This is a genomic window from Streptomyces sp. WAC00040 (genome assembly GCF_056835925.1).
In genome coordinates, this window is record NZ_JAKQZE010000001.1 from 377,635 (window position 1) to 399,313 (window position 21,679).

General features: G+C 70.9%; 18 protein-coding genes and 2 tRNA genes. 4 read left to right on the forward strand and 16 right to left on the reverse strand.

The genetic code is table 11. The annotated features are described in order from the left end of the window. Positions 1–82: 82 nt before the first annotated feature. Positions 83–844, reverse strand: coding sequence for a hypothetical protein (locus tag MDN94_RS01800; protein WP_482724245.1), 762 nt, complete (start codon positions 842–844; stop codon positions 83–85). A 167-nt stretch (positions 845–1,011) separates the two neighbouring features. Beyond that, complete coding sequence (leuS, locus tag MDN94_RS01805; RefSeq protein ID WP_482724246.1) at positions 1,012–3,864, reverse strand: leucine--tRNA ligase; 2,853 nt, start codon at positions 3,862–3,864, stop codon at positions 1,012–1,014. A 430-nt stretch (positions 3,865–4,294) separates the two neighbouring features. Here leuS and MDN94_RS01810 point away from each other — a divergent pair, with 430 nt between their 5' ends. Together MDN94_RS01810 and MDN94_RS01815 are read left to right on the forward strand one after the other, a co-directional pair. Further along, the gene (locus MDN94_RS01810; protein WP_482724247.1) at positions 4,295–5,896 is read left to right on the forward strand and encodes a ferric reductase-like transmembrane domain-containing protein; all 1,602 of its coding nucleotides are present in this window, start codon (positions 4,295–4,297) and stop codon (positions 5,894–5,896) included. Next, positions 5,893–7,488, forward strand: coding sequence for an NADH-quinone oxidoreductase subunit NuoF family protein (locus MDN94_RS01815; protein ID WP_189467938.1), 1,596 nt, complete (start codon positions 5,893–5,895; stop codon positions 7,486–7,488). The genes MDN94_RS01810 and MDN94_RS01815 overlap by 4 nt, the downstream gene beginning before the upstream one ends. Before the next feature lie 64 nt (positions 7,489–7,552). Here the strand turns inward: MDN94_RS01815 and MDN94_RS01820 are convergent. From MDN94_RS01820 to MDN94_RS01860, 9 genes are all read right to left on the reverse strand, one after another. Next, positions 7,553–7,625, reverse strand: a tRNA-Ala gene (locus tag MDN94_RS01820). 193 nt (positions 7,626–7,818) lie between these two features. Next, positions 7,819–8,052: a hypothetical protein gene (locus MDN94_RS01825; protein WP_005317760.1), complete on the reverse strand. Its 234-nt coding sequence runs from the start codon at positions 8,050–8,052 to the stop codon at positions 7,819–7,821. Positions 8,053–8,055: 3 nt separating this feature from the next. Further along, complete coding sequence (locus tag MDN94_RS01830; RefSeq protein WP_441262966.1) at positions 8,056–8,229, reverse strand: hypothetical protein; 174 nt, start codon at positions 8,227–8,229, stop codon at positions 8,056–8,058. Between the two features lie 174 nt (positions 8,230–8,403). Then, positions 8,404–8,476: transfer RNA gene (locus MDN94_RS01835), tRNA-Ala, on the reverse strand. Positions 8,477–8,591: 115 nt separating this feature from the next. Then, a complete protein-coding gene (locus tag MDN94_RS01840) occupies positions 8,592–9,272 on the reverse strand; it encodes a histidine phosphatase family protein (RefSeq protein ID WP_482726972.1) in 681 nt (226 codons plus the stop codon). Beyond that, the gene (gene rsfS, locus MDN94_RS01845) at positions 9,269–9,703 is read right to left on the reverse strand and encodes a ribosome silencing factor (protein ID WP_189467936.1); all 435 of its coding nucleotides are present in this window, start codon (positions 9,701–9,703) and stop codon (positions 9,269–9,271) included. Before rsfS ends, MDN94_RS01840 begins: the two co-directional genes overlap by 4 nt. A gap of 95 nt (positions 9,704–9,798) precedes the next feature. After that, complete coding sequence (locus tag MDN94_RS01850; RefSeq protein ID WP_482724248.1) at positions 9,799–11,628, reverse strand: LCP family protein; 1,830 nt, start codon at positions 11,626–11,628, stop codon at positions 9,799–9,801. Between the two features lie 19 nt (positions 11,629–11,647). Next, complete coding sequence (nadD, locus tag MDN94_RS01855) at positions 11,648–12,283, reverse strand: nicotinate-nucleotide adenylyltransferase (protein WP_482724249.1); 636 nt, start codon at positions 12,281–12,283, stop codon at positions 11,648–11,650. Between the two features lie 38 nt (positions 12,284–12,321). Then, positions 12,322–12,534, reverse strand: coding sequence for a hypothetical protein (locus tag MDN94_RS01860; protein WP_005317744.1), 213 nt, complete (start codon positions 12,532–12,534; stop codon positions 12,322–12,324). A 172-nt stretch (positions 12,535–12,706) separates the two neighbouring features. Between MDN94_RS01860 and MDN94_RS01865 the strand changes: the two genes are divergently transcribed. Next, complete coding sequence (locus MDN94_RS01865) at positions 12,707–13,801, forward strand: M48 family metallopeptidase (RefSeq protein ID WP_482724250.1); 1,095 nt, start codon at positions 12,707–12,709, stop codon at positions 13,799–13,801. Here MDN94_RS01865 and MDN94_RS01870 read toward each other — a convergent pair. From MDN94_RS01870 to proB, 5 genes are all read right to left on the reverse strand, one after another. After that, positions 13,786–14,862, reverse strand: a complete 1,077-nt coding sequence (locus MDN94_RS01870) for an SCO2583 family membrane protein (protein ID WP_482724251.1) — start codon at positions 14,860–14,862, stop codon at positions 13,786–13,788. The genes MDN94_RS01865 and MDN94_RS01870 overlap by 16 nt on opposite strands. 199 nt (positions 14,863–15,061) lie before the next feature. Next, a complete protein-coding gene (locus MDN94_RS01875) occupies positions 15,062–15,691 on the reverse strand; it encodes an SCO2584 family spore wall biosynthesis protein (RefSeq protein ID WP_482724252.1) in 630 nt (209 codons plus the stop codon). A gap of 90 nt (positions 15,692–15,781) precedes the next feature. Beyond that, the gene (locus MDN94_RS01880) at positions 15,782–17,074 is read right to left on the reverse strand and encodes a glutamate-5-semialdehyde dehydrogenase (protein ID WP_482724253.1); all 1,293 of its coding nucleotides are present in this window, start codon (positions 17,072–17,074) and stop codon (positions 15,782–15,784) included. 183 nt (positions 17,075–17,257) lie between these two features. Next, on the reverse strand, positions 17,258–17,857 hold the full coding sequence (locus MDN94_RS01885) for a hypothetical protein (protein ID WP_482724254.1): 600 nt from the start codon (positions 17,855–17,857) through the stop codon (positions 17,258–17,260). Positions 17,858–17,988: 131 nt separating this feature from the next. Beyond that, entirely contained in the window at positions 17,989–19,095 is a 1,107-nt protein-coding gene (proB, locus tag MDN94_RS01890; protein ID WP_482726973.1) for a glutamate 5-kinase, read from the reverse strand. A 408-nt stretch (positions 19,096–19,503) separates the two neighbouring features. Here proB and MDN94_RS01895 point away from each other — a divergent pair, with 408 nt between their 5' ends. Then, positions 19,504–21,672, forward strand: a complete 2,169-nt coding sequence (locus tag MDN94_RS01895; protein ID WP_482724255.1) for a glycosyltransferase family 2 protein — start codon at positions 19,504–19,506, stop codon at positions 21,670–21,672. Positions 21,673–21,679 lie beyond the last annotated feature (7 nt).

The following is a 21,679-nucleotide window of genomic DNA, read 5'->3' on the forward strand; positions in this document are numbered from 1 at the left end:
GGTTACCCGCAGGCGGCGCCGTACGGCAGCCCGACCTGTCCACACGCCGTGTGCAGGAGTGGTCGGGCCGCCGCGGCAGGCGTCAGTTCGTGGTTTCCGGGCGGGCGGTCTTCTGCCACGGGTAGGTGGTCTGACGCGGGTCCGGCGCGGTGATCGCCTGTGGCCTGCCGGGCGTCTGGTCCTCCTGCTCGGACCGCTCGGGCCGTGTGCGGCCCCCCGGCTCCGGCCGTGCCGACGCCGGACGTCCGGACTCCGGCGCCTCTGGCCATGCCGCGGGATCGGTGGTCCCACCGACGTCGGTCGCGGACCAGTGCCGCAGCGCGCCCGCCTCCATGTCGATCTGCGAGCTCAGCACGTCGAGATCGTCCTCGGCGAACTTCTGGGCACGGTCACGCGCCGCCCAGCGCAGCGAGTCGGCGGAGTGGGTGATCCGCTCCGTACGCTCGCGCAGGCCCGGCATCAGTGCGGCCACCGTGGCACGGTCGGGCTCGCGCTCGAGACGCCTGAGTTCCTCGTCCAGTTCGTGCCCGTGCGCGCTGAGCCGCCGGAAGAGGGCCAGCGACTCGGAGAGGGAGGCGTCCTCGGCCGCGCCGGCGTTCAGCGCCTCCTGCGTCGCCCTCATCGACGTGCGGAGCTTCAGCCGCAGCTGGGCCAGCTCGCCGGTCACGCCGGTCTGCCCGTAGCTCTTGGCGCGCAGCGCGGTGTCCTCGACCGTGCGCCGTGCCTGGGTGACGGTGCGCTCGACGCCGCGCTTGGCGGCCTTCACGGCTTTCACACCCACGTACACCCCAAGTGCGACGAAGGCGAAGAAGAGCAGCGCCAGGATCGTGATCGCGGCTTCCATGTGCGCCCTCCGGCGTCGGTTGTGGTCCTTCCACGGTAAACGGAACGGGCAGGCCGTAGGTTCCTTCGGAACCCCCAACCTGCCCGTAGGGGAAACCCCCGGCGGCCCGTCACCCGTCGCCCAGGGGCGATCCGGCCCCTGTTACACGGGCACGAACCCGCCCCTGGTCACGCGGGCACGATGTTGACCAGCTTCGGCGCCCGCACGATCACCTTGCGGATTCCTGCGCCGCCCAGGGCGCCGACGACCGCCGCGTCGCCCAGGGCCAGTGCCTCCAGCTCCTCGTCCGTGATGGACGGGGAGACCTCCAGTCGGGCCTTGACCTTGCCCTTGATCTGCACGACGCAGGTCACCGTCTCGTCCACGACGTACGCCGGGTCGGCGACCGGGAAGTCCTGGTGGACGACCGAGTCGGGGTGGCCCAGCCTGCGCCACAGCTCCTCCGCGATGTGCGGTGCCAGCGGGGCGATCAGCAGCACCAGGCGCTCCGCCACCGAGCGCGACACGGGGCCGCCCGTCTTCGTCAGGTGGTTGTTCAGCTCGGTGATCTTGGCGATGGCGGTGTTGAAACGCATCGCCGACATGTCCTGGGAGACTCCGTCGACGGCCTTGTGCAGGGCGCGCAGCGTGGCCTCGTCCGGCTCGCCCTCGACGACGGTGACCTCGCCGGTCGCCTCGTCGACGACGTTGCGCCACAGCCGTTGCAGCAGCCGGTACTGGCCGATGACGGCGCGGGTGTCCCACGGCCGGGAGACGTCCAGGGGGCCCATCGCCATCTCGTACAGGCGCAGCGTGTCGGCACCGTACTCGGCGCAGATCTCGTCCGGAGTGACGGCGTTCTTCAGGGACTTGCCCATCTTGCCCAGCTCGCGCTTGACCGGCCGGCCCTCGTGGAAGAACTTCCCGTCGCGCTCCTCGACCTCGGTGGCCGTCACCGGGAAGCCGCGCTCGTCACGGTAGACGTACGCCTGGATCATGCCTTGGTTGTACAGCTTGTGGAACGGCTCGACCGAGGAGACGTGCCCCAGGTCGAAGAGCACCTTGGACCAGAAGCGCGCGTACAGCAGGTGCAGCACGGCGTGCTCCGCGCCGCCGACGTACAGGTCGACACCACCGTGCGGCTGCCCCTCGCGGGGCCCCATCCAGTACTGCTCGATGTCGGGCGCGACCAGCTGCTCACTGTTGTGCGGGTCCAGGTAGCGCAGCTCGTACCAGCACGAACCCGCCCAGTTGGGCATGGTGTTGGTCTCGCGACGGTAGCGCTTGGGTCCGTCGCCCAGATCCAGCTCGACGTCGACCCAGTCCTCGTTGCGGGACAGCGGCGTCTCGGGCTGGGTGTCCGCGTCGTCGGGGTCGAAGGTGCGCGGCGAGTAGTCGTCGACCTCCGGCAGTTCCAGGGGCAGCATCGACTCGGGCAGCGCGTGCGCGACACCGTCCTCGTCGTAGACGATGGGGAAGGGCTCGCCCCAGTAGCGCTGCCTGCTGAACAGCCAGTCGCGCAGCCGGAAGTTGACCGTGCCCTCGCCGATGCCCTTGTCGGTCAGCCAGGCCGTGATCTTCGCCTTGGCCTCCGCGACGTCCAGGCCGTTCAGGGAGATCTCGTCGTTGGCGGAGTTGATGGCGGGGCCCGCTCCGGTGAACGCCTCACCCTCCCAGCCCTCAGGCGGCTGCACCGTGCGGACGATGGGCAGCCCGAAGGCCTCGGCGAACTCCCAGTCGCGCTCGTCCTGTCCGGGGACGGCCATGATGGCGCCGGTTCCGTAGCCCATCAGGACGTAGTCGGCGACGAAGACGGGGATCCGCTCTCCAGTGACCGGGTTCACGGCGTACGAGCCGGTGAACACACCGGTCTTGTCCTTGTGCTCGGTCTGGCGCTCGACGTCACTCTTGGTCTGGGCCTGCTTGCGGTAGGCGGCGACGGCCTCGGCAGGGGTCGCGGCGCCGCCGGTCCACTCTTCCTTCACGCCCTGCGGCCACTCGGCCGGGACGATGGAGTCGATCAGGCCGTGCTCGGGGGCCAGGACCATGTAGGTGGCGCCGAACAGGGTGTCGGGGCGGGTGGTGAAGACCGTGATCCGCGCGCCGTCGTGGCTGTCGACGGCGAAGTCGACGCGGGCACCCTCGGAGCGGCCGATCCAGTTGCGCTGCTGCAGCTTGATGGCCTCGGGCCAGTCCAGCGCGTCCAGGTCGTTCAGCAGCCGGTCGGCGTAGGCGGTGATGCGCATGTTCCACTGACGCAGCTTGGCCTTGAAGACGGGGAAGTTCCCGCGCTCGGAGCGGCCGTCGGCGGTGACCTCCTCGTTGGCCAGCACGGTGCCCAGACCCGGGCACCAGTTGACCGGTGCGTCCGAGGCGTAGGCCAGGCGGTAGCCGCCCAGGACGTCGGCGCGCTCCAGGGAGCTCAGCTCGTTCCATGCCCGGCCTCCGGGCACCTCACGGGCGCCGCTCTCGAACTGGGCCACCAGCTCGTCGATCGGGCGGGCCTTGTCGGCCTTCTCGTCGTACCAGGAGTTGAAGATCTGAACGAAGATCCACTGGGTCCACTTGTAGTAGTCCGGGTCGATCGTCGCGAAGGATCGGCGGTTGTCGTGGCCCAGGCCCAGCCGGCGCAGCTGCGCCTTCATGTTCTCCATGTTCGCCTCGGTCGACACGCGCGGGTGCGTGCCGGTCTGCACGGCGTACTGCTCCGCCGGCAGGCCGAAGGCGTCGAAGCCCAGCGTGTGCAGGACGTTGTGCCCGGTCATGCGCTGGTGGCGGGCGAAGACGTCGGTGGCGATGTACCCCAGGGGGTGGCCGACGTGCAGCCCGGCACCAGACGGGTACGGGAACATGTCCATGACGAACTTCTTGGGCCTGGCCACCTGTGCGGGGTCGCCCGCCAGGTCCCCGCTCGGGTTGGGCGCCTGATAGGTGCCCTCCGCGTCCCAGAAGTCCTGCCAGCGTGCCTCGATGTCGGCCGCCATGGCAGCCGTATAACGATGCGGGGCTGCTGTCTCCGCAGCCGAGTTCATCTCGCTCATGATCCTTGAAGCTCCATCGATCGTCTCTGCCGACTGCCAGCCGATTCACGTACCAGGGGAAATGAAAAATCCCCTCGCACAGGAGGGGACGCCGCGCCGATTCCGACCGGATTTCTCATCCGTCGGGACTGATCAGCGCGGCTCGCTAAGCAGAAGGCGTACGGCACGCATGGCGTCAGGGTACCGCAGCGGGGGAACCGCCCGCATGAGTGTCCGTTCCGGGCCCCCGGGAGCCGTGAACGACGGATTCCGGCCGACTCCGGCGATCAAGGCGTCCAGGTTACTCCGCGTATCGACCCTATCCGGGGCAACCCCCGAGTCAGTTGTGCTCACTTCACCTCGATAAACCTTGAAACCTCGTACTGGTTGGTATGGGTCGACCTAGAGTGCGTCAACGGGACAGCTTTCCCGCACCATTCGGAGTCGCCCCATGAACCCTCGTCTCAAGATGCGTTTGTCGCCCGGTCCGGGCCGCGGACTCAGCCGCCAGGTGCAAGGCGGTATCTCCGCGGCCGCGTTGGTGCTCCTACCCCTGCTCGCCGTCGGAGGAAGCGACAGTTTCCGCGCCGCGCTCGACTTCACCACCGGGGTCCTCTCCCTGGTGTCCTTGACCGCCTCCGTCGCCTGGGGCCTCATCGCCACCGACCGTCTGCTGCTCTCGCCCCGCCACCGACTGCTCGCGCAGGGCATCCACCGGGCGACCGCCATCGCCTCGCTCGGGTTCCTGCTGCTTCACGCAACGGTGAAGGTGTCGCTGGGACACGTGTCGCTGCTCGGCGCGATGATCCCGTTCGGTCTGGGCGTCACCGGTACGGACGCGCTCATCGGTTTCGGTTCGCTGGCCGGGTTCCTGATGGTGGTGGCCGGTACGACCGGCGCGCTCCGCAGTGCGCTGGCCGGCAACATCAAGGTCGCCGGCCGCTGGCGGCCGCTGCACATGCTGGCCTACCCGGCCTGGTGCTTCGCCCTGGTCCACGGCCTCTATACCGGTCGGCCCGCCGCGACGTGGGTCGTGACCATGTACTGCCTGGCCCTCCTGGGAGTCGCTACGGCGGTCTCCGTGCGTATGTTGCCGCCTCCGGTCCAGCGCCGGATCGCCGCCAAGATCATGTCTCTGACCGGTGCCGCCGGAGCCGGCGGGCCGGCCGCCGCGGACGAGCAGGCGCAGCGTGATCTCGCCACGGCCCCGCTTCCGGGCGTGAGCGGGATGAACGGGACGGGCCGCCCGACCGTACCCGCAGGCATGGACCGCATGGACCGCGTGGACCGCATGACCGGCGCAATGAACGGCGTGCCGTCGCAGCGCCCGTACGAACAGGACTTCCAGCCGCCCCTCGGCCAGGCGCGCGCCCAGCCTCCAAGGCTCGCCGCCCCGTCGCCGCAGCTCTACGAGGCCCCGCGCCCTTCCGAGGAGGAACCGGCGTTCGTGCCGGACAGCGGCGGGCCGACCGGCGGCCGCCGCACCGGCATGTCCGCCGCCTACCGCGCGGTCTCGCTTGCGGGCGAGCCGTCGGTCCCGCTCGCCGAGCGGATACCGATGACGGAGGAGATACCCGTGGTGTCGGAGACGGAGCCGCGGACGGGCAGCTGGCCGACGCCCTCGCCGCCTCCCCCGGCGCAGTCGGTACGCCCCGACCCGGCCCTGCCCCTCTACGACACCCCTCCCCCACCGCTCTTCGACGCCCCGCCCTCGTACGACACGCCGCAGACGCCGTACGTCGCCACCGCCCCGTTCGACGCGCCCACCTCGTACGACACGGGCAGCGTCCCCTCGTACGACACCGGCGGCTTTCCCGCCCAGGACGCCGCGGCCGGTTACGCGCCCGCTTACGACACCACCGGCGGCTACCCGCCGCCGGCCTCCTACGACACAGCCCTGACCGATCCCGCACCAGCAGCCCCGTACGGCGACCGGTCCGCGTACGACAACGGAAACGTCCCTGCGTACGACGAGACGGCGCCACTGCCCGGCCCCCTCTTCCCGCCCCCGGCCGGAGAGCCCTGGCACGCACCAGCAGGAGAACGACCGTGAACGCGCCCCTCCCCGACGTCCCGGAGGTCCGCGTCGTCGGCCTCCCCCAGCTGACGCAGGGTTTCGACCTCGTCGACCGCCTCGACCTCCCCATGCATCTGAAGGTGCACGGGCCGCTCGAGCCCGTGAGCGGCGAGCGGCTCGCACAGCTGGCGGAGGACATATCACTCACCGGTCGCGGCGGCGCGGGCTTCCCCTTCGGCAAGAAGCTGCGGGCCGTCGCCAAGTCCGCCATCCGGCGCGGCATACGGCCGGTGGTGGTCGTCAACGGCAGCGAGGGCGAGCCCGCCTGCCGCAAGGACACGGTGCTGCTCAACCGCGCGCCGCATCTCATCCTCGACGGCGCGCTGCTCGCCGCGGAGGCGCTCGGCGCCCGGACCCTCGTCGTCGCCGTCACCCGCAACTCGACCGAGATCTCCATGCGGGCCGCGCTCGCCGAGCGCGGCCTCTCCGACCGTCGCGGCCAGGCCCTGCGCGCCCGCGTGGTGCGTACCCCGGAGCGCATGGTCTCCGGTGAGGCGTCCTCCGTCATCCGGGCCGTCAACGGCGGCCCCGCACTGCCGCCGGGCCGGCGTGTGCGCGCCGCGGAGACGGGCGTCGGCGGCGCTCCGACGCTGCTGTCCAACGCGGAGACGTTCGCGCAGCTCGCCGTCGCCGCGCGAATCGGCGCCCGCCGCTACAGCCACACCGGCCTCGACTCCGAACCGGGCACGGTCATGCTCACGATCTCCGGCGCCGTCGCCCGGCCGATGGTCGTCGAGGTGCCGACGGGCGTGCCGCTGCGGTACGTGCTCCAGCTGGCGGGCGCCCCGCCGCAGCCGCAGGGCGTGCTGACGGGCGGCTACCACGGCAACTGGATCGACGCTGCCGCTGTCCACGAGGCTGTCGTGTCCAAGGAGTCGCTGGCGTCCGTGGGCGGCGCCCTCGGGGCGGGCGCGATCCTGCCGATCGGTCCGGAGACCTGCCCGCTGGGCGAGGCACTGCGGGTGGCCAACTGGCTGGCCGCGGAGACCGCCGGCCAGTGCGGCCCCTGCAAGCTCGGGCTGCCCGCGGCTGCCGGCGGTCTGGCCGATGTGATGAACGGCGGTGGCCCGGCGGCGCTGGAGGCGCTGCGGGAGGTCACCCAGGCCGTCAAGGGCCGCGGCGCCTGCAAGCACCCCGACGGTTCGGCACGGTTCTTCGCCTCGACGCTGTCCGCCTTCACGGACGACCTGGCGGCGCACGTCCTGCACGGCGGCTGCGGGCGCGACACCACGGGTGTGCTGCCCCTGCCGCTGCCGGGTTACGAGGAGGCCGAGGAGTCGATCCCCAGCGGAGAAAAGATCTTCGTCGACTGGACGCTCTGTCAGGGCCACGGACTGTGCGCCGACATCATCCCGGAGCTGATCCGGCTCAACCCCGACGGATACCCGTCGGTGGCCGACGCGATGGTACCCATGCACATGCGGGGTCGCGCGCAGCGGGCCGTCCGCCGCTGCCCCGCCCTCGCCATGCGGATCGAGCAGGTGCCCTCCTCGGGCCCGACGCCCCCGCCCGCGCGTCCGGCGCTCCCCAGCAGCAACCGCAAGGCCCTGGGCAGCGGCCGCAGTTGACGGCAGCCACGTACAACAGTGAAGCGGGCCACCCGATCCGGGTGGCCCGCTTCACTGTCTATTGTGGAGCTAAGGAGAATTGAACTCCTGACCTCCTGCATGCCATGCAGGCGCTCTACCAACTGAGCTATAGCCCCTTACTGTGTGCCGCCCCGCTCCCGGGTTTCCCCCGCGGCGGCGACGTAGAGAACATTAACGCCCTCGTCGCCGCATCTCCAAATCGTTTCCGGCCCCGCCCGTGATGCCCTGGTTCACCCCGTTCACGGACAGAGCGACAAAGGGGGCGGATCCGACATCCAGTCAGACGTTGGGCGTCGGGCGTCGGGGCTATCAGGCCGTCGCGAACGAATAGAAGCGTTTGAGGGTGCAGTGCTCGTCCAGGAGCCGACCGTAGATCGGTTCACCTTCGAGCTCGCGGTAGGTCTCGATCGGGTCGCCTTTTATGATCAGCGCCCGCGCGCACTCCTCGCACCAGTACTGGAACTCGGGATTGACCGGATCCATGTCCCTGACGATCGGCGTACCACTGCCGCACCAGTCGCATTTACGCCTGTGGGCACCCATCACTCAGCTCCAGCTGTGGCCGCAGGCCGTGCACACGAAGGAAACGCCGCCGTTGTCCCCGAGGACCTGGGCGACATGGACAGAACCACAGGAAGGACAGCTGAGGCGAGCACCGGCCTCCGCCGTGGCAAGCAGGTCATCGGCAGCCTCCCCGGCTTCCTCGCCGCTGGCGGACATCGTGCGCTCCCTCCCGTACCGCCGGTGTCCCCTCCGGCCGTCCGATTCTGCCACGGCCGCGCACGGTGGTCAGCGGCGTTCGCGTACGAGATCGGCCACGCACCGCGGGGAGGGCGGTCATGACCGGACAAGAACGAAGAATCCCGCCCCCGGAAGGGGACGGGATCCGGATTGTGGAGCTAAGGAGAATTGAACTCCTGACCTCCTGCATGCCATGCAGGCGCTCTACCAACTGAGCTATAGCCCCGCGTGTTCTTCGCGCTCCGCGCTGCGAACAAGAAGAACTTTAGCCTGCGACCTGCCGGAAAGTGAAATCCGGGTCCGGGACCGCCGCCGGGCGGTGCGCGCCGGACCCGGCCCGCTCAGGTGTCGTCGCCGAGGACGGGCTCCGGCAGGGTGCCGGCGTTGTGCTCGAGCAGGCGCCAGCCCCGCGCGCCTTCGCCCAGCACCGACCAGCAGCAGTTCGTGAGCCCGCCGAGGCTCTCCCAGTGCTGGGACTCGAGACCGAGCAGCCGGCCGATGGTCGTGCGGATCGTGCCGCCGTGACTGACGACGACGAGCGTGCCGTCGTCGGGGAGCTTCTCCGCGTGGTGGAGCACCACCGGAGCGGCCCGGTCGGCCACCTCGGTCTCCAGTTCCCCGCCGCCGCGCCGGACGGGCTCGCCGCGCTTCCAGGCCGCGTACTGGTCGCCGTAGCGCTCGATGATCTCCTCGTGGGTCAGACCCTGCCAGGCGCCGGCGTACGTCTCGCGCAGGGCGGCGTCGTAGGAGATGTCGATGCCGGTGACACCGGCCAGCTCGCCCGCCGTCGCCGCGGCCCGCTTCAGGTCGGAGGCGACGATCGCGTCGGGCTTCAGCGACGCGAGCAGCCGGGCGGCACGGCGCGCCTGGGCGACGCCGGCCTCGGTCAGCTCGATGTCCGTGGAGCCTTGGAAACGGCGCTCCAGGTTCCACGCGGTCTGGCCGTGGCGCCACAGGACGATGCGCCGGCCGCGCGCCCGCCGGGTGCTCCCGGTGCCACCGCCGCTGCTGTTGCCGTTCAGCGCTGCTCCCCCTCCGTGTCACCGCCGGTGAGCTCGGCGTGCTCCTTGGCCTTGCCGCGGGTCTTCCTGGCGTCCTCCGGGAGCGTGAGCTCCGGGCAGTCCTTCCAGAGCCGCTCGAGGGCGTAGAAGACCCGCTCCTCGGTGTGCTGGACGTGCACCACGATGTCGACGTAGTCGAGCAAAATCCAGCGGGCGTCGCGGTCGCCCTCGCGGCGCACCGGCTTGGCGCCGAGCTGCTTGTTCAGCCGCTCCTCGATCTCGTCGACGATCGACTTGACCTGGCGGTCGTTGGGCGCGGAGGCGAGGAGGAAGGCATCGGTGATGGAGAGCACATCGCTGACGTCGTACGCGATGATGTCGTGCGCGAGCCGGTCGGCCGCCGCCTGGGCGGCGGCGTTGACGAGCTCGATGGAGCGATCCGTGGCGGTCACAGGCAGGCTTTCGTCGGCGGTCAGGAACCCTTCAAGGGTCTCACGGACCGCCGACACCCCACGCAGCGATGCTCAGGCCCCCCGCTTCGCCCCGCTCACTCCGGCTCCTCGGTCGAGAAATCGGGGCCGAGGACCACCGAGACGTCGGCGTTGGTGGCGGTCTTGCCCTTCTTCACCGCACCGGCCGGCAGGCCGAGCGTCTTGGCGACCTCTTCCGCCTTCGCCTTCTGCGCGTCGTCGCCGTAGGTGACCTGCGACGCGTCGACCGTGTCCGCCTTGCCTCCGTCGATGACGTTGTAGCCGCCGTTGATGAGGGTGACCCGGGCCTGCTCCGTGGCATCGGCCTTCCCGCTGCCGTTCTTGATCCCCACACGGAGGGTGTCGCCCGGCTCGGGAGCGCTGACCGAGCCGCCGAGGACGTCCTTGACGACGCTGCTCGCGGCCTCGTCGCTGAGCGTGCCGTCCTCCTGGACGGGGAGCAGCGCGGTCTTGTAGTCGCCGCCCTTCGCGTGCTCGGCGAGCTTGGCGAGGGACGTCCCGAGGTCCCGCTCATTGAGGGACGGGTCGAGGATCTGCGCCAGCGTCTCCACTATGACCGTGGCCGATTTCGGGTCGTCGGGGAGCTTCTTGAGCACCGCCTGCATGACCTGGCCGAAGCGCAGCAGCTGCTTCTCCTCGGCCTCCCCGGGCCCGACGTGGGTGGCGTACGCCACGGCCGCCCGCCCGTTGAGCGTCTGGTTCTCGCCCTTCTTCACCAGCGGCTCGTCACCCTTCGCCGCACCGGGGACCTCGGTGTCGGTCGTCAGGTCGATCGTGCCGACCAGCTCGACGAGGTTCTCCAGGTACGGGGTGTCGAGGCGCCAGGTGCCGGAGACCTTGGCGCCCAGGAGGGTGCCGATCGCCTCACGGGTACCGGCGGACCCGTCGTCCTCGACGGACTTGCCGAGGGTGGTGGCCGTGCCGTCGTCGTTCGCCACGGAGAGGTTGTCCGGGAGCAGGACGGTGGTGCCCTGACCGGTGGTGGCGTTGTCGACGAGGAGGGCGGTGGACGTGCCCTTCTTCTTGGTGTTGTGCAGGTGCACCACGATGACGTCGCGCTTCTGCGGGCCGGCGGCCGCCTCGCTCTTCGTGTCGGAGCCGGACAGGCCGGGGAGCTTGCCCGCGTACCAGAGGTAGCCGACGCCGCCGACGAGCACGAGGGCCAGCGTGACCAGGAGCGCGACGACGCGGTTGCGGCCCCGGCGTTTGGCCTCCTCGCGCCGCTCCGAGCGGCTCTCCGTGAACTTCAGCCAGTCGATGACGTCTTCGGAGTCCTCGTCGGGCTCCTCGATGAACGAGAACTGCTCGGTCTGGTACGGACGCTCCGACCCGTCCGCCGGACGGCGCTGCTCCGGCAACCCGGCCGATTCCCGGGCCCCGGGAGCGGGACGCTGCTGCTCCTGATGCTGAGGGGGCTGCTGCCGTGGGACCTGCCGCTGTGGAGTCTGCTGCTGCGGGAACCACTGCGCCGTGGTGTCGACGGCGGGCTGGGTGCCGGTGTCGTACCCGTAACCGCCCTGGCCGGACGCGTAAGGGTCGTAGCCCTGGTCCTGCCCCGCCTGCGCCTGCGGGGCGTACGGGTCGTATCCGTAGCCTTGGGACGTCCCGGGCCGGCCGTAGTCCTGGCCGGTGCCGCCGTAGCCGGCGCCTGCGCCGCCGTATCCCTGCTCGGGGGCGTAGCCCTGCGCCGAGCCGTAGTCGTGCGTGGAACCGTAGGCCCCGGGGCCCTGGCGGTTCCGTCCGTCCTGCTGCCCAGAGTGGCCGCCCTGCTGCTGTGCGTAGGGGTCGTACTGCTGGGGCTGCTGATAGACCGGCTGCCCGTACTCGTCGTAGCCGATGATCTGCGGCTCGTGGTACGGGTCGTAAGGATTCTGCTGGTCGTTCAACGGTGCCCCTCTCCGCGGCTCATTCGCCGCGGTACAACTGGCGCTTGTCGATGTAGCGCACCACACCGTCCGGCACCAGGTACCAGACCGGGTCCCCCTGGGCGACTCTCTCCCTGCAGTCGGTCGACGAGATGGCCAGCGCCGGAACCTCCACCAGGGAGACTCCGCCCTCGGGCAGGCCGTCGTCCGTCAGATCATGGCCCGGCCGGGTCACTCCGATGAAGTGGGCGAGCGAGAAGAGTTCCTCGGCATTCCGCCAGCCGAGGATCTGGGAGAGCGCGTCGGCACCCGTGATGAAGAACAGGTCCGAGTCCTCGTTGAGGGAGCGCAGGTCCCGCAGCGTGTCGATGGTGTACGTCGTGCCGCCGCGGTCGATGTCGATACGGCTCACCGAGAACTGCGGGTTGGACGCCGTGGCGATGACCGTCATCAGATAGCGGTCCTCGGCCGGCGACACGTTCTTGTGGCTCTTCTGCCACGGCTGCCCGGTCGGCACGAACACCACCTCGTCGAGGTGGAAGAGGGCGGCCACCTCACTGGCGGCCACCAGGTGTCCGTGGTGGATCGGGTCGAACGTCCCGCCCATCACGCCGAGTCGGCGTCTGCCCGGACCGGAGCCGGCGCCGGAGGCCGCGGCCACTATCTGCTCTCCCATGCGTGCAGAGCCTACTGGCACCGGCCGCCGGCCAGGGATCAGCGGTCGCGGTTGAAGCGGGTGGTGATCCACAGCAGCAGCATCAGGGCGACGAAGGCGCCGATGCCGGTCACGTACGGGCTGAGGCTTTCGTGGTTGCCGCCGTGCTCGGCGCCCTCGGCGAGCGTGACCAGGTTGGCGGCGGTGCCGGTGAGGCTCATCTTCAGCAGGACCAATCGATCGGGAGTGGGAGTCGGAGACTTCGCGGACATCGTATGCGGGCCTCCCGGGCACGCTCACGCCGACTCAGTCGTTGTGCCCACCGCAGACGCCGTCACAGGGGTTCCCGGGAGTTGTCCACAGGCCCCGCCGTGCCGCGGCCCCAGCCCCTAGGCTGAGGTCCGTCAGGGGGACGAGCGAGGACTCGCACCAACAGGGGGCACCATGACCAACAGCCACGAGCAGGTACCGAGCAGGCAGCGCAAGCGCTTCCCGGAGATCTCCTCCCGGGCGTACGAACACCCCGCGGACCGCTCGGCGCTCGTCGCGCTGCGCAAGCTCAGCGGCTTCGACACCGTTTTCAAGGCACTCAGCGCGCTCCTTCCCGAGCGCAGTCTGCGACTGCTCTTCCTCTCCGACTCGGTGCGGGTGAGCGACGCCCAGTTCGCGCATCTCAACGACATGCTGCGCGACGCCTGCTACATCCTGGACCTGAAGAAGGTCCCCTCGATGTACGTGACGCAGGACCCGCGTCCCAACGCCATGTGCATCGGCCTGGACGAGCCGATCATCGTCCTGACCACCGGGCTCGTGGAGCTGCTGGACGAGGAGGAGATGCGGGCGGTCGTCGGCCATGAGGTCGGCCACGCCCTCTCCGGGCACTCCGTCTACCGCACGGTCCTCCTCTTCCTCACCGGCCTGGCCCTGAAGGTCGCCTGGATCCCGCTCGGCAATGTGGCGATCATGGCGATCGTCACGGCGCTGCGCGAGTGGTTCCGCAAGTCGGAGCTGTCGGCCGACCGCGCCGGTCTGCTCGTGGGCCAGGACCTCCAGGCGTCGATGCGCGGCCTGATGAAGATCGCCGGCGGTAACCACCTGCACGAGATGAACGTGGACGCGTTCTTGCAGCAGGCGGAGGAGTACGAGTCCGCGGGCGACCTGCGCGACTCGGTGCTCAAGATCCTCAATGTGCTCCCCCGGTCGCACCCGTTCACCACGGTGCGTGCCGCCGAGCTGAAGAAGTGGGCGGAGAGCCGCGACTACCAGCGGATCATGGACGGCCACTACCCCCGCCGCACCGAGGACAAGGACGCCTCGGTCACCGACTCCTTCCGCGAGTCCGCCTCGCACTACGCCGACACCGTGCGCACCAGCAAGGACCCGCTGATGAAGCTGGTCGGCGACATAGCGGGCGGGGCCGGCGACATAGGCGGCAAGCTGCGGGACAAGTTCATGGGCAACGGCGGCGCGGCCGGCGAGAGTGCCGGCGGCAACGGCACCGGTCGGGCGGGCGGCGGCAGCGCTCAGGGCGAGGGCTGAGCCTCCGGGGCGAGGGACCCGCAGAGCGCCACGGTGGCCCGACCCGTCGCGTACGGGTCGGTGCCGGCCGGGCCGTCGGAATCCGCCCGCTGTCCGGACAGCAGCGGATGAAGCGCTCCTGACACGTCGGACGAGCAGGCCTGCGGCCCGGCCTGGAGGTTGCTGACCCGCACCTCCAGGCGACGGTGTGCGAGGTCGTCCCGGTCCAAGTGGAAGTGGAGCTCGCGGCGGACCGTGAAGAGCGAGGCCTCGTCCATGCCCGGACCGCTCACGGCCGCCCGGCGCAGCGCGTAGACGAAGGTGTGGTCGGAGACGATCTCCAAGGCGCCGCTCCCCGCCTCCGTGACGGTGAGCGTGCCCCGCACCCGGACGGCCGGATCGGCCAGCGCGACCTTCGCGGGGTCGAAGCGGACCAGCCAGCCGGTGGTGGCGTGCCGGCCGTCGGCGGCCGGTGCGGCGACGCTCCGGTCGAACTGCGCCATCTGATCCGGATGGAGCAGGGTACGCACGGGCTGGACGGCGTCACCGGTGAGGACGTCGGGGTCGAGCGACGACGTCACCAGGTAATCCTTGACGGTCGCCAGCGCCGTCATCACCTGCGTCTCCGAGAAGTGCTCGGTCCGGCGCATGGGCGGCATGGTGATGCCCGCGGCTCCGGTGCGGAACTGATCGGCCTGGCTGCTCGCATAGAGCTCGGCGGGCGAGCCCCCCGGCACCGGGCCCTGCGGGGCCAGTGGGACGACGGTGACGCGCAACGGCTCGGCCTGCCGGGCGTGGGGAGGCTGGTAGGGGTGCCGTACACCGAGGTAGATCGCGGTGCCGAAGGCGATGACGACGAGCAGGAGCAGCAGCAGGATCTGGCCTGGGGCCCGTCCGGCGTTCCACGTGGGGAGGCTGCGCACGGCCGGCGCGTCCCCGCCCATCCGCTCAACCGCGGAGAATTCCTGGACGCGGGCAGCACGGATGAACGATTCGTCGAAGACGACCGATCCGTACTCGTCATCTCCACCGCCGGGGAGCCCCTCGGGAGTCCCCTCGGGCGGGTCTCCACGCCCAGCCATACTTTCAGGGTAGGTCTGGCGGGCACACGGTAAACGCCCTGGTACACCAGAAGTTCTGACGCGTTCTCACCAAGTTGCGCGCGGGGTGCCCGGGGGGTATCGGCGGCGTTTCACCGGCCGGCGCGAGAGCCTCACGGAGCGCACGGGCCTCAGGAAACGCGCGCGCCGGAGCGCGAGAACCTCAGGGAGTGCGAGGACCTCAGTGGGCCGGTGGCACGGTGGAGACCCGCGGGCCGGAGCGTTCGAGCGGCGTCGCGACGGGACCGTTGCCACGCCCGCTGACCGTGGCTCCCGTCGGGGGCGCGTCCACACCCGTCCGCACGGGCTGCGGCACCGGATCCTGCCGGTTGCCGTTCGAGGCTCCGCGATACACGGCGGTGAAGGCGAGGGCGACCATCCCGATGCCCATCAGCAGGGCCAGCAGCCAGGCCACGGGCCGGTGCCAGCGCGCGGTACCGCGATAGGGACGCAGAGCACCGCCGTGCCGCCCGTAGGGGCCGGCCCAGTCACCGTCGGGGCCGAGGTCCTCGTCGTCCTCGTCGTCGTGGTCGTAACCGCGGCGCCGGTGACCGGGGGCGTGAGTGCCGCCGTAGAGGTCGTCGTCGGAAGAGTGTCCTCGATGGCCGGACCGGGCGGCGTCCGCCTCTGCGCGTGCCTCCGCGGCTGCCAGCAGCCGCTCCACCGCGGTCGGTTCGTGGATCTTGGCGGCCCGTACGAAGTCCTCGTCGAACACCACGGTGGCGAAGTCCTCGTCCGCGCCCCCGCGGTCGACAGAGCCCTCAGGGTCATCGCCGTCCTGAAACGGCTTGCCCCCCACGTCGTCCGGCACGTTCTCAGAGTAGACCGGGGGGCCCGGTTTGGGCAGGGAGAGCGCAAACTCTCCCCGCCCGGGTGACCCGAGGGGCCACCCCGCTGACGGTCATCGTGTGTGGCCGTCGCCCGTCACGATGTACTTCGTCGAGGTCAGCTCGGGCAGCCCCATCGGACCGCGCGCGTGCAGCTTCTGCGTCGAGATGCCGATCTCGGCGCCGAATCCGAACTGACCACCGTCGGTGAAACGGGTGGACGCGTTCACCGCGACCGTTGTGGAGTCCACCAACTGGGTGAATCGCCGCGCCGCGGCCTGCGAGGTGGTGACGATCGCCTCGGTGTGACCGGACGACCAGAGACGGATGTGGGCGACGGCCGACTCCAGCGACTCGACGACGGCGGCGGCGATGTCGTAGGAGAGGTACTCCGTCTCCCAGTCCTCCGTCGTCGCGGGCACGATCGTGGCCTTGGTGGCGTCCGCGTACTCGATGACGCGTTCGTCGCCGTGCACGGTCACCCCCGCCTCCGCGAGCGCGTTCAGGGCGCGCGGCAGGAAGGCGGCCGCGATGTCCTTGTGGACGAGGAGGGTCTCCGCGGCGTTGCAGACGCTCGGCCGCTGCGCCTTGGAGTTGATCAGGATCTCGACGGCCATGTCGATGTCGGTCTCGGCGTCCACGTACACGTGGCAGTTTCCGGTGCCCGTCTCGATGACGGGGACGATGGACTCTTCGACGACCGTGCGGATCAGCGAGGCGCCGCCCCGGGGGATCAGCACGTCGACCATGCCGCGTGCCCGCATCAGTTCGCGTACGGAGTCCCGGCTCTCGCCGGGCACGAGCTGTACGGCGTCGGCCGGCAGACCGGAACCGCCGACCGCGTCCCGCAGCACCCGCACCAGGGCGGTGTTGGAGGAGTACGCGGAGGACGAGCCGCGCAGCAGCACCGCGTTGCCCGACTTCAGGCACAGCGCGGCGGCGTCCACGGTGACGTTCGGCCGGGCCTCGTAGATGATGCCGACGACACCGAGCGGCACCCGCACCTGGCGCAGGTCGATGCCGTTGGGCAGGGTCGAGCCGCGCACCACCTCGCCGACGGGGTCGGGAAGGGCGGCCACATCACGCACGTCGGCGGCGATGGCACGGACACGCTCGGGAGTGAGCGTGAGCCGGTCGATGACCGTCTCGCTGGTCCCCGCCTCACGGGCGCGGGCGACGTCCTCGGCGTTGGCCTCGACGATCTCGCTCGTACGGACCTCCAGGGCGTCGGCCATCGCCAGCAGCGCGTCGTCCTTGGCCGATCGCGGCAGGGGTGCGAGGTCGGCGGCCGCTGCGCGGGCCCGGTAGGCCACCTGGGCGACCGGGGACATGTTGTCGTAGGGCGAAACCGAAGAGAGCGACGTCATACAGGAAGCGTAATGCGCCGCCCGTGGGCGGCCCTCCCGTATCCCGCAGTCCGAGACGGACCGCCTCGCGCCGCGTGCCTCGGCCGCCTCTCGCGCCGCCCTCCCCGAGGAGGGACGCGCTCCACCCGCACGCCCCCTCCGCCCCACGGAGGGACGAACTCCCACCGCACGCGCCCGGCACCCTCAGAAGGGATGCACGCCCACCCGCGCGGCCGGCGGCGGACCACAGCCCTCCGCGACGCGCTGGTGATAGGTCTGCCGGTCGATGACCTCGAGGCCGACGATCTCCCACGGCGGCAGGTTGGCCGTGGAACGGTGCTCGCCCCACAGCCGCAGGGCGACCGCGGCCGCGTCGTGCAGGTCGCGCGCCTCCTCCCAGTAGCGGATCTCCGCGTGGTCGTTGGCGTACCGGCTGGTGAGCAGGAAGGGGTGGTCGTGGGCCAGCTGTTCGAGGCCGCGGCGGACCTCCTTGAGCGGGGCCTCCCGGCCGGAGACGCTGAGCGTGATGTGCCACAGGCGGGACAGCACACGCTCGTCGTCGGCGGCACCCGGCCGTGTTCCCACCTCCACGGTGCCGGTTCCGGTCCCCTGGTCCTGGATCTTCGTCCGGTCCCTGCGGGCGTCTGGGTCGGTCCGCACTTCGCCGCGCGCGTCACCGTGCCCGTCGCCGAAGTCTGCGCCCGCTCCGACGCTGGTCAGCGCCCGCTCCTCGCCCACCGACCGGCGGACGCCCGGCAGCTTCCCGTTCCCTCGGGGCGCATCCCCTGGGCGCGCTCGTCTCACCGGCGGCCTCCCTGTTGCTGCGTCGTCGTGCCGAACTCCGCGTCCCTCCGCAACAAAGTTGACCAGCCCACGGCGGGGCGTGGGGCGGTTTTGGTAAAGGTCTCTGCCAGAGGGCGGGACTTTCCGCCTTTTCACGTCTGAAGGACGACCAGATCGTCCCTGTGTACGACTTCCCGCTCGTACTCCGGACCGAGCTCCTTCCCCAGTTCCCTGGTGGAGCGCCCGGCCATCCGGGGGATCTCCTTGGCGTCGAAGTTGACCAGGCCCCGTGCGACCGGCCGGCCGGCGGCGTCGCGCAGCTCCACCGGGTCCCCGGCGCTGAACTCGCCGTCCACGGCGGCGATCCCTGCGGGCAGCAGTGACTTCCTGTTGTCGACGACGGCCCGTACGGCACCGTCGTCGAGGGTGAGGGAGCCCTGCGGCGTGGAGGCGTGCGCCAGCCACAGCAGCCGGTCGGCGGAGCGGCGTCCGGTGGCGTGGAAGTACGTCCCGGTGTCACGGCCGGCGAGTGCGTCGGCGGCGCGGCTCGAGGAGGTGAGGACCACCGGCACGCCGGCGGCCGCCGCGATCCGGGCCGCCTCGACCTTGGTGACCATGCCGCCGGTGCCGACGCCCGCCTTGCCCGCGCTGCCGATCTGCACATGGGCGATGTCTTCGGGACCGTGCACCTCCTCGATGCGGCTGGTGTCGGGCCGGGCCGGGTCCCCGTCGTACAGGCCGTCGACGTCGGAGAGCAGGACCAGCAGGTCCGCCCGTACGAGGTGGGCGACGAGCGCGGCGAGCCGGTCGTTGTCGCCGAAGCGGATCTCGTCGGTTGCGACGGTGTCGTTCTCGTTGACGACCGGGACCGCGCCCATGGCGAGGAGCTGGTCCAGGGTCCGGTAGGCGTTGCGGTAGTGGGCGCGGCGGCTGGTGTCGTCGCTGGTCAGGAGCACCTGGCCGACGCGGACGCCGTAGCGGGCGAAGGACGCGGTGTAGCGGGCGACGAGCAGGCCCTGGCCGACGCTCGCGGCGGCCTGCTGACGGGCCAGGTCCTTGGGCCGGCGGGTGAGCCCGAGCGGCGCGAGGCCCGCGGCGATGGCGCCGGAGGAGACGAGCACTATCTCCTTCTCGCCGCCGCTGCGGACCTTGGCGAGCACGTCCACCAGTGCGTCCACCCGGTCCGCGTCGAGCCCGCCGGCGGCGGTGGTGAGGGAGGAGGAGCCGACCTTGACGACGATCCGGCGGGCGGCGGTCACCTGCGTCCTGGCCAGGCCCGCGTCCGCCGGTGCGGCAAACGCCGGTGGCTGCCCCGCCGGGGCCCCTGCCGCATGCCCTGCCGTCTGCTGTTCCGGGCTCTGTCCGCTCACGCCGTGCCTCGCCTCTGTCACAAGGCCGAATCTATGCCAGCGCCCCTGTCGGGTGCGCGGGCATTCCGCTCGCTGGACAGCAGCGTCCGGCGGGCGGGCACCTGTTCCCTTCATCCGCGTCGCGCGCTGCCACGCCGCAGCGGCCCGGCGGGCGGAGCGAGTTGACCGCGGCGATGGTTGTTCGATCCGGCCAACCGCTAGGGTGGCCGGTGGGCGGTGGCCCGCGCCGTTCCGGCGCATGCCTGTCTCCGGCCCGCCACCTTCGACTCCGGTTCCCACAACAGACGGGGCGCAGCTGTGTCGGTCAAAGTGAGTGTCGTCATCCCGGTGTACAACCCGGGGAAGTACATCGACCCGTGCATCGATTCCCTGGTCCGCCAGACCCTGTCGGCCGAGGAGTTCGAGGTCCTTTTCGTCGATGACGGCTCCACCGACGACACGCCGGAGCGGCTGGACAAGCTGGCGGCCGAGCATCCCCACTTCCGGGTGATCCACATCCCGAATTCCGGCTGGCCGGGCAAGCCGAGGAACGTCGGGGTCGCCGAAGCGCGCGGTGAGTACGTCCAGTTCCTCGACCAGGACGACCACCTGGGCACGGACGCGCTGCGCCGCCTCTACGACATGGGGCACAGGAACGGCTCCGACATCGTCATCGGCAAGGTGGCCAGCAACTTCCGCGGCGTGCCGCACGGCGTCTTCCGTACGAACCGCGAGAAGTGCACGCTGCGCGACGCGCCGCTGTTCGACAGCCTCACCCCGCACAAGATGTTCCGCACCGCGTTCCTGCGCGAGCACGGCATCGCCTACCCCGAGGGCAAGCGCCGCCTGGAGGATCAGCTGTACATGATGCGGGCGTACTTCCCCGCCAAGGTCGTCTCGATCCTCGGCACGTACACCTGCTACCACTACTCGAAGCGGGACGACGGCAAGAACGCCGGGTCGGCGAAGCTCGTCCCCGAGGGCTACTACGGCAACCTCCGAGAGGTCCTCGACGTCGTCGTCGCCAACACCGAACCGGGTCCGCTGCGGGACCGGGTGCTGCGCCGCTTCTACCGGGTGGAGATGCTGGGCCGCCTCAGCGAGCCGGCGGTGCTCAAGTACGACGAGGACTACTTGCGCGAGATGGTCGACGCGGTACGGCCGCTCGCACTGGAGTACATGGACGACTCCGTGCACGACGGCCTCGGTCCGATGCTGCGGATGCGCTCCACCTTGCTGCGGGAGAACAACACGGAGGGGCTGGTGCGGCTCGCCCGGCTCGGTGCGTCCGTCAAGGGCTCCGCCCGGCTGGAGAACGTGCGGTGGGAGACCGACGGCCGGATCACCGTGACCATGGCCGGACGGCTGGTCCACGGCGAGCAGCGTCTGCCGCTGAAGCTTCTGAGCCGTGACGAGCGGCTCTACGTGCACCCCGACATCACCTCCGGGTTCCTCCCCGAGGGCGCGCTCCTCGACATCACCGACGATCTCGCCGGCTTCCAGGCCGAGCTGTCGCTGCGTGACCGCGAGAAGGCCGTGGAGTGGCTGTGCCCGACCACGCTGGAGACCCGCGTCGAGATGATCGACGACGAGGACGGCGAGGACGGCGAGACCACGGAGCCCGGCGACGGGCCGGACGGAGCGGGCCGGACCTGCGAGGTCGTGCTCCGGGGCACCGGCGTGCTGGCGCCCCAGGGCAACCGCAAGGGCCGGGGCAACCTGCCCCGGGGCTTCTGGGACGCCTGGGTGAGCGTGCGCGGCCTCGGTCTCGTGCGCAAGACGCGGCTGGGCGCCGAGCGTGCCGAGCATGTCGACGAGCAGTGCGTCCCGGCACTGCTGTCCTCGCCCGCCCGCCCCGTGATCCCGTACTTCACCAACCCGCACGGCAACCTCACCCTCGATGTCTCTCGTCGCGGCAAGAAGCTGGTCCCCTATCTGGAGGGCCGCCCCGTGCTCTGCATGCCGGGGCGTTCGCCGCAGCTGCGGCTCGACCTGGTCACGACGGCCTCGACCGCTCACTCGGCGGTGCAGCTGGTGCTGAGCAAGCCGCCGGCCACGCCCGCGCCTGCCACCGCCGAGGCGGCGGAGACGGGAACGGAGGAGCCGGAGACCTCTGAGGCACCGGACGCCGCGGTCGTCCACGCGTTCCCGTCCACACTTCGCCCGGTGCACGGTCGCGCCCATCTGCCGGTGCCCCGCCGGGTCGAGGGGGCGCCGGAGGGCACCTGGCAGCTCGGGGTGCGGCTCGACGGTGAGAAGGGCCGTGCGCTGGCGCTGTGTACGGTGGACGTCGATGCCGCCGGCCGTCTCCGGCTGGACGGCAGCCTCCCCGCACCGGACCCCGCCCTGCTGCGGAAGCTGACGGCGCAGCGCCGCCGGGCGGCGCTGCGCGAGGCGGTACGCACCGTGGCCGGCCCCGTCGTCCGACGGCTGCCGTCCACCGGGCGCAAGAAGGTGCGCAGGATCGCGGCCCGGCTGCTGGGATGACCGGCCG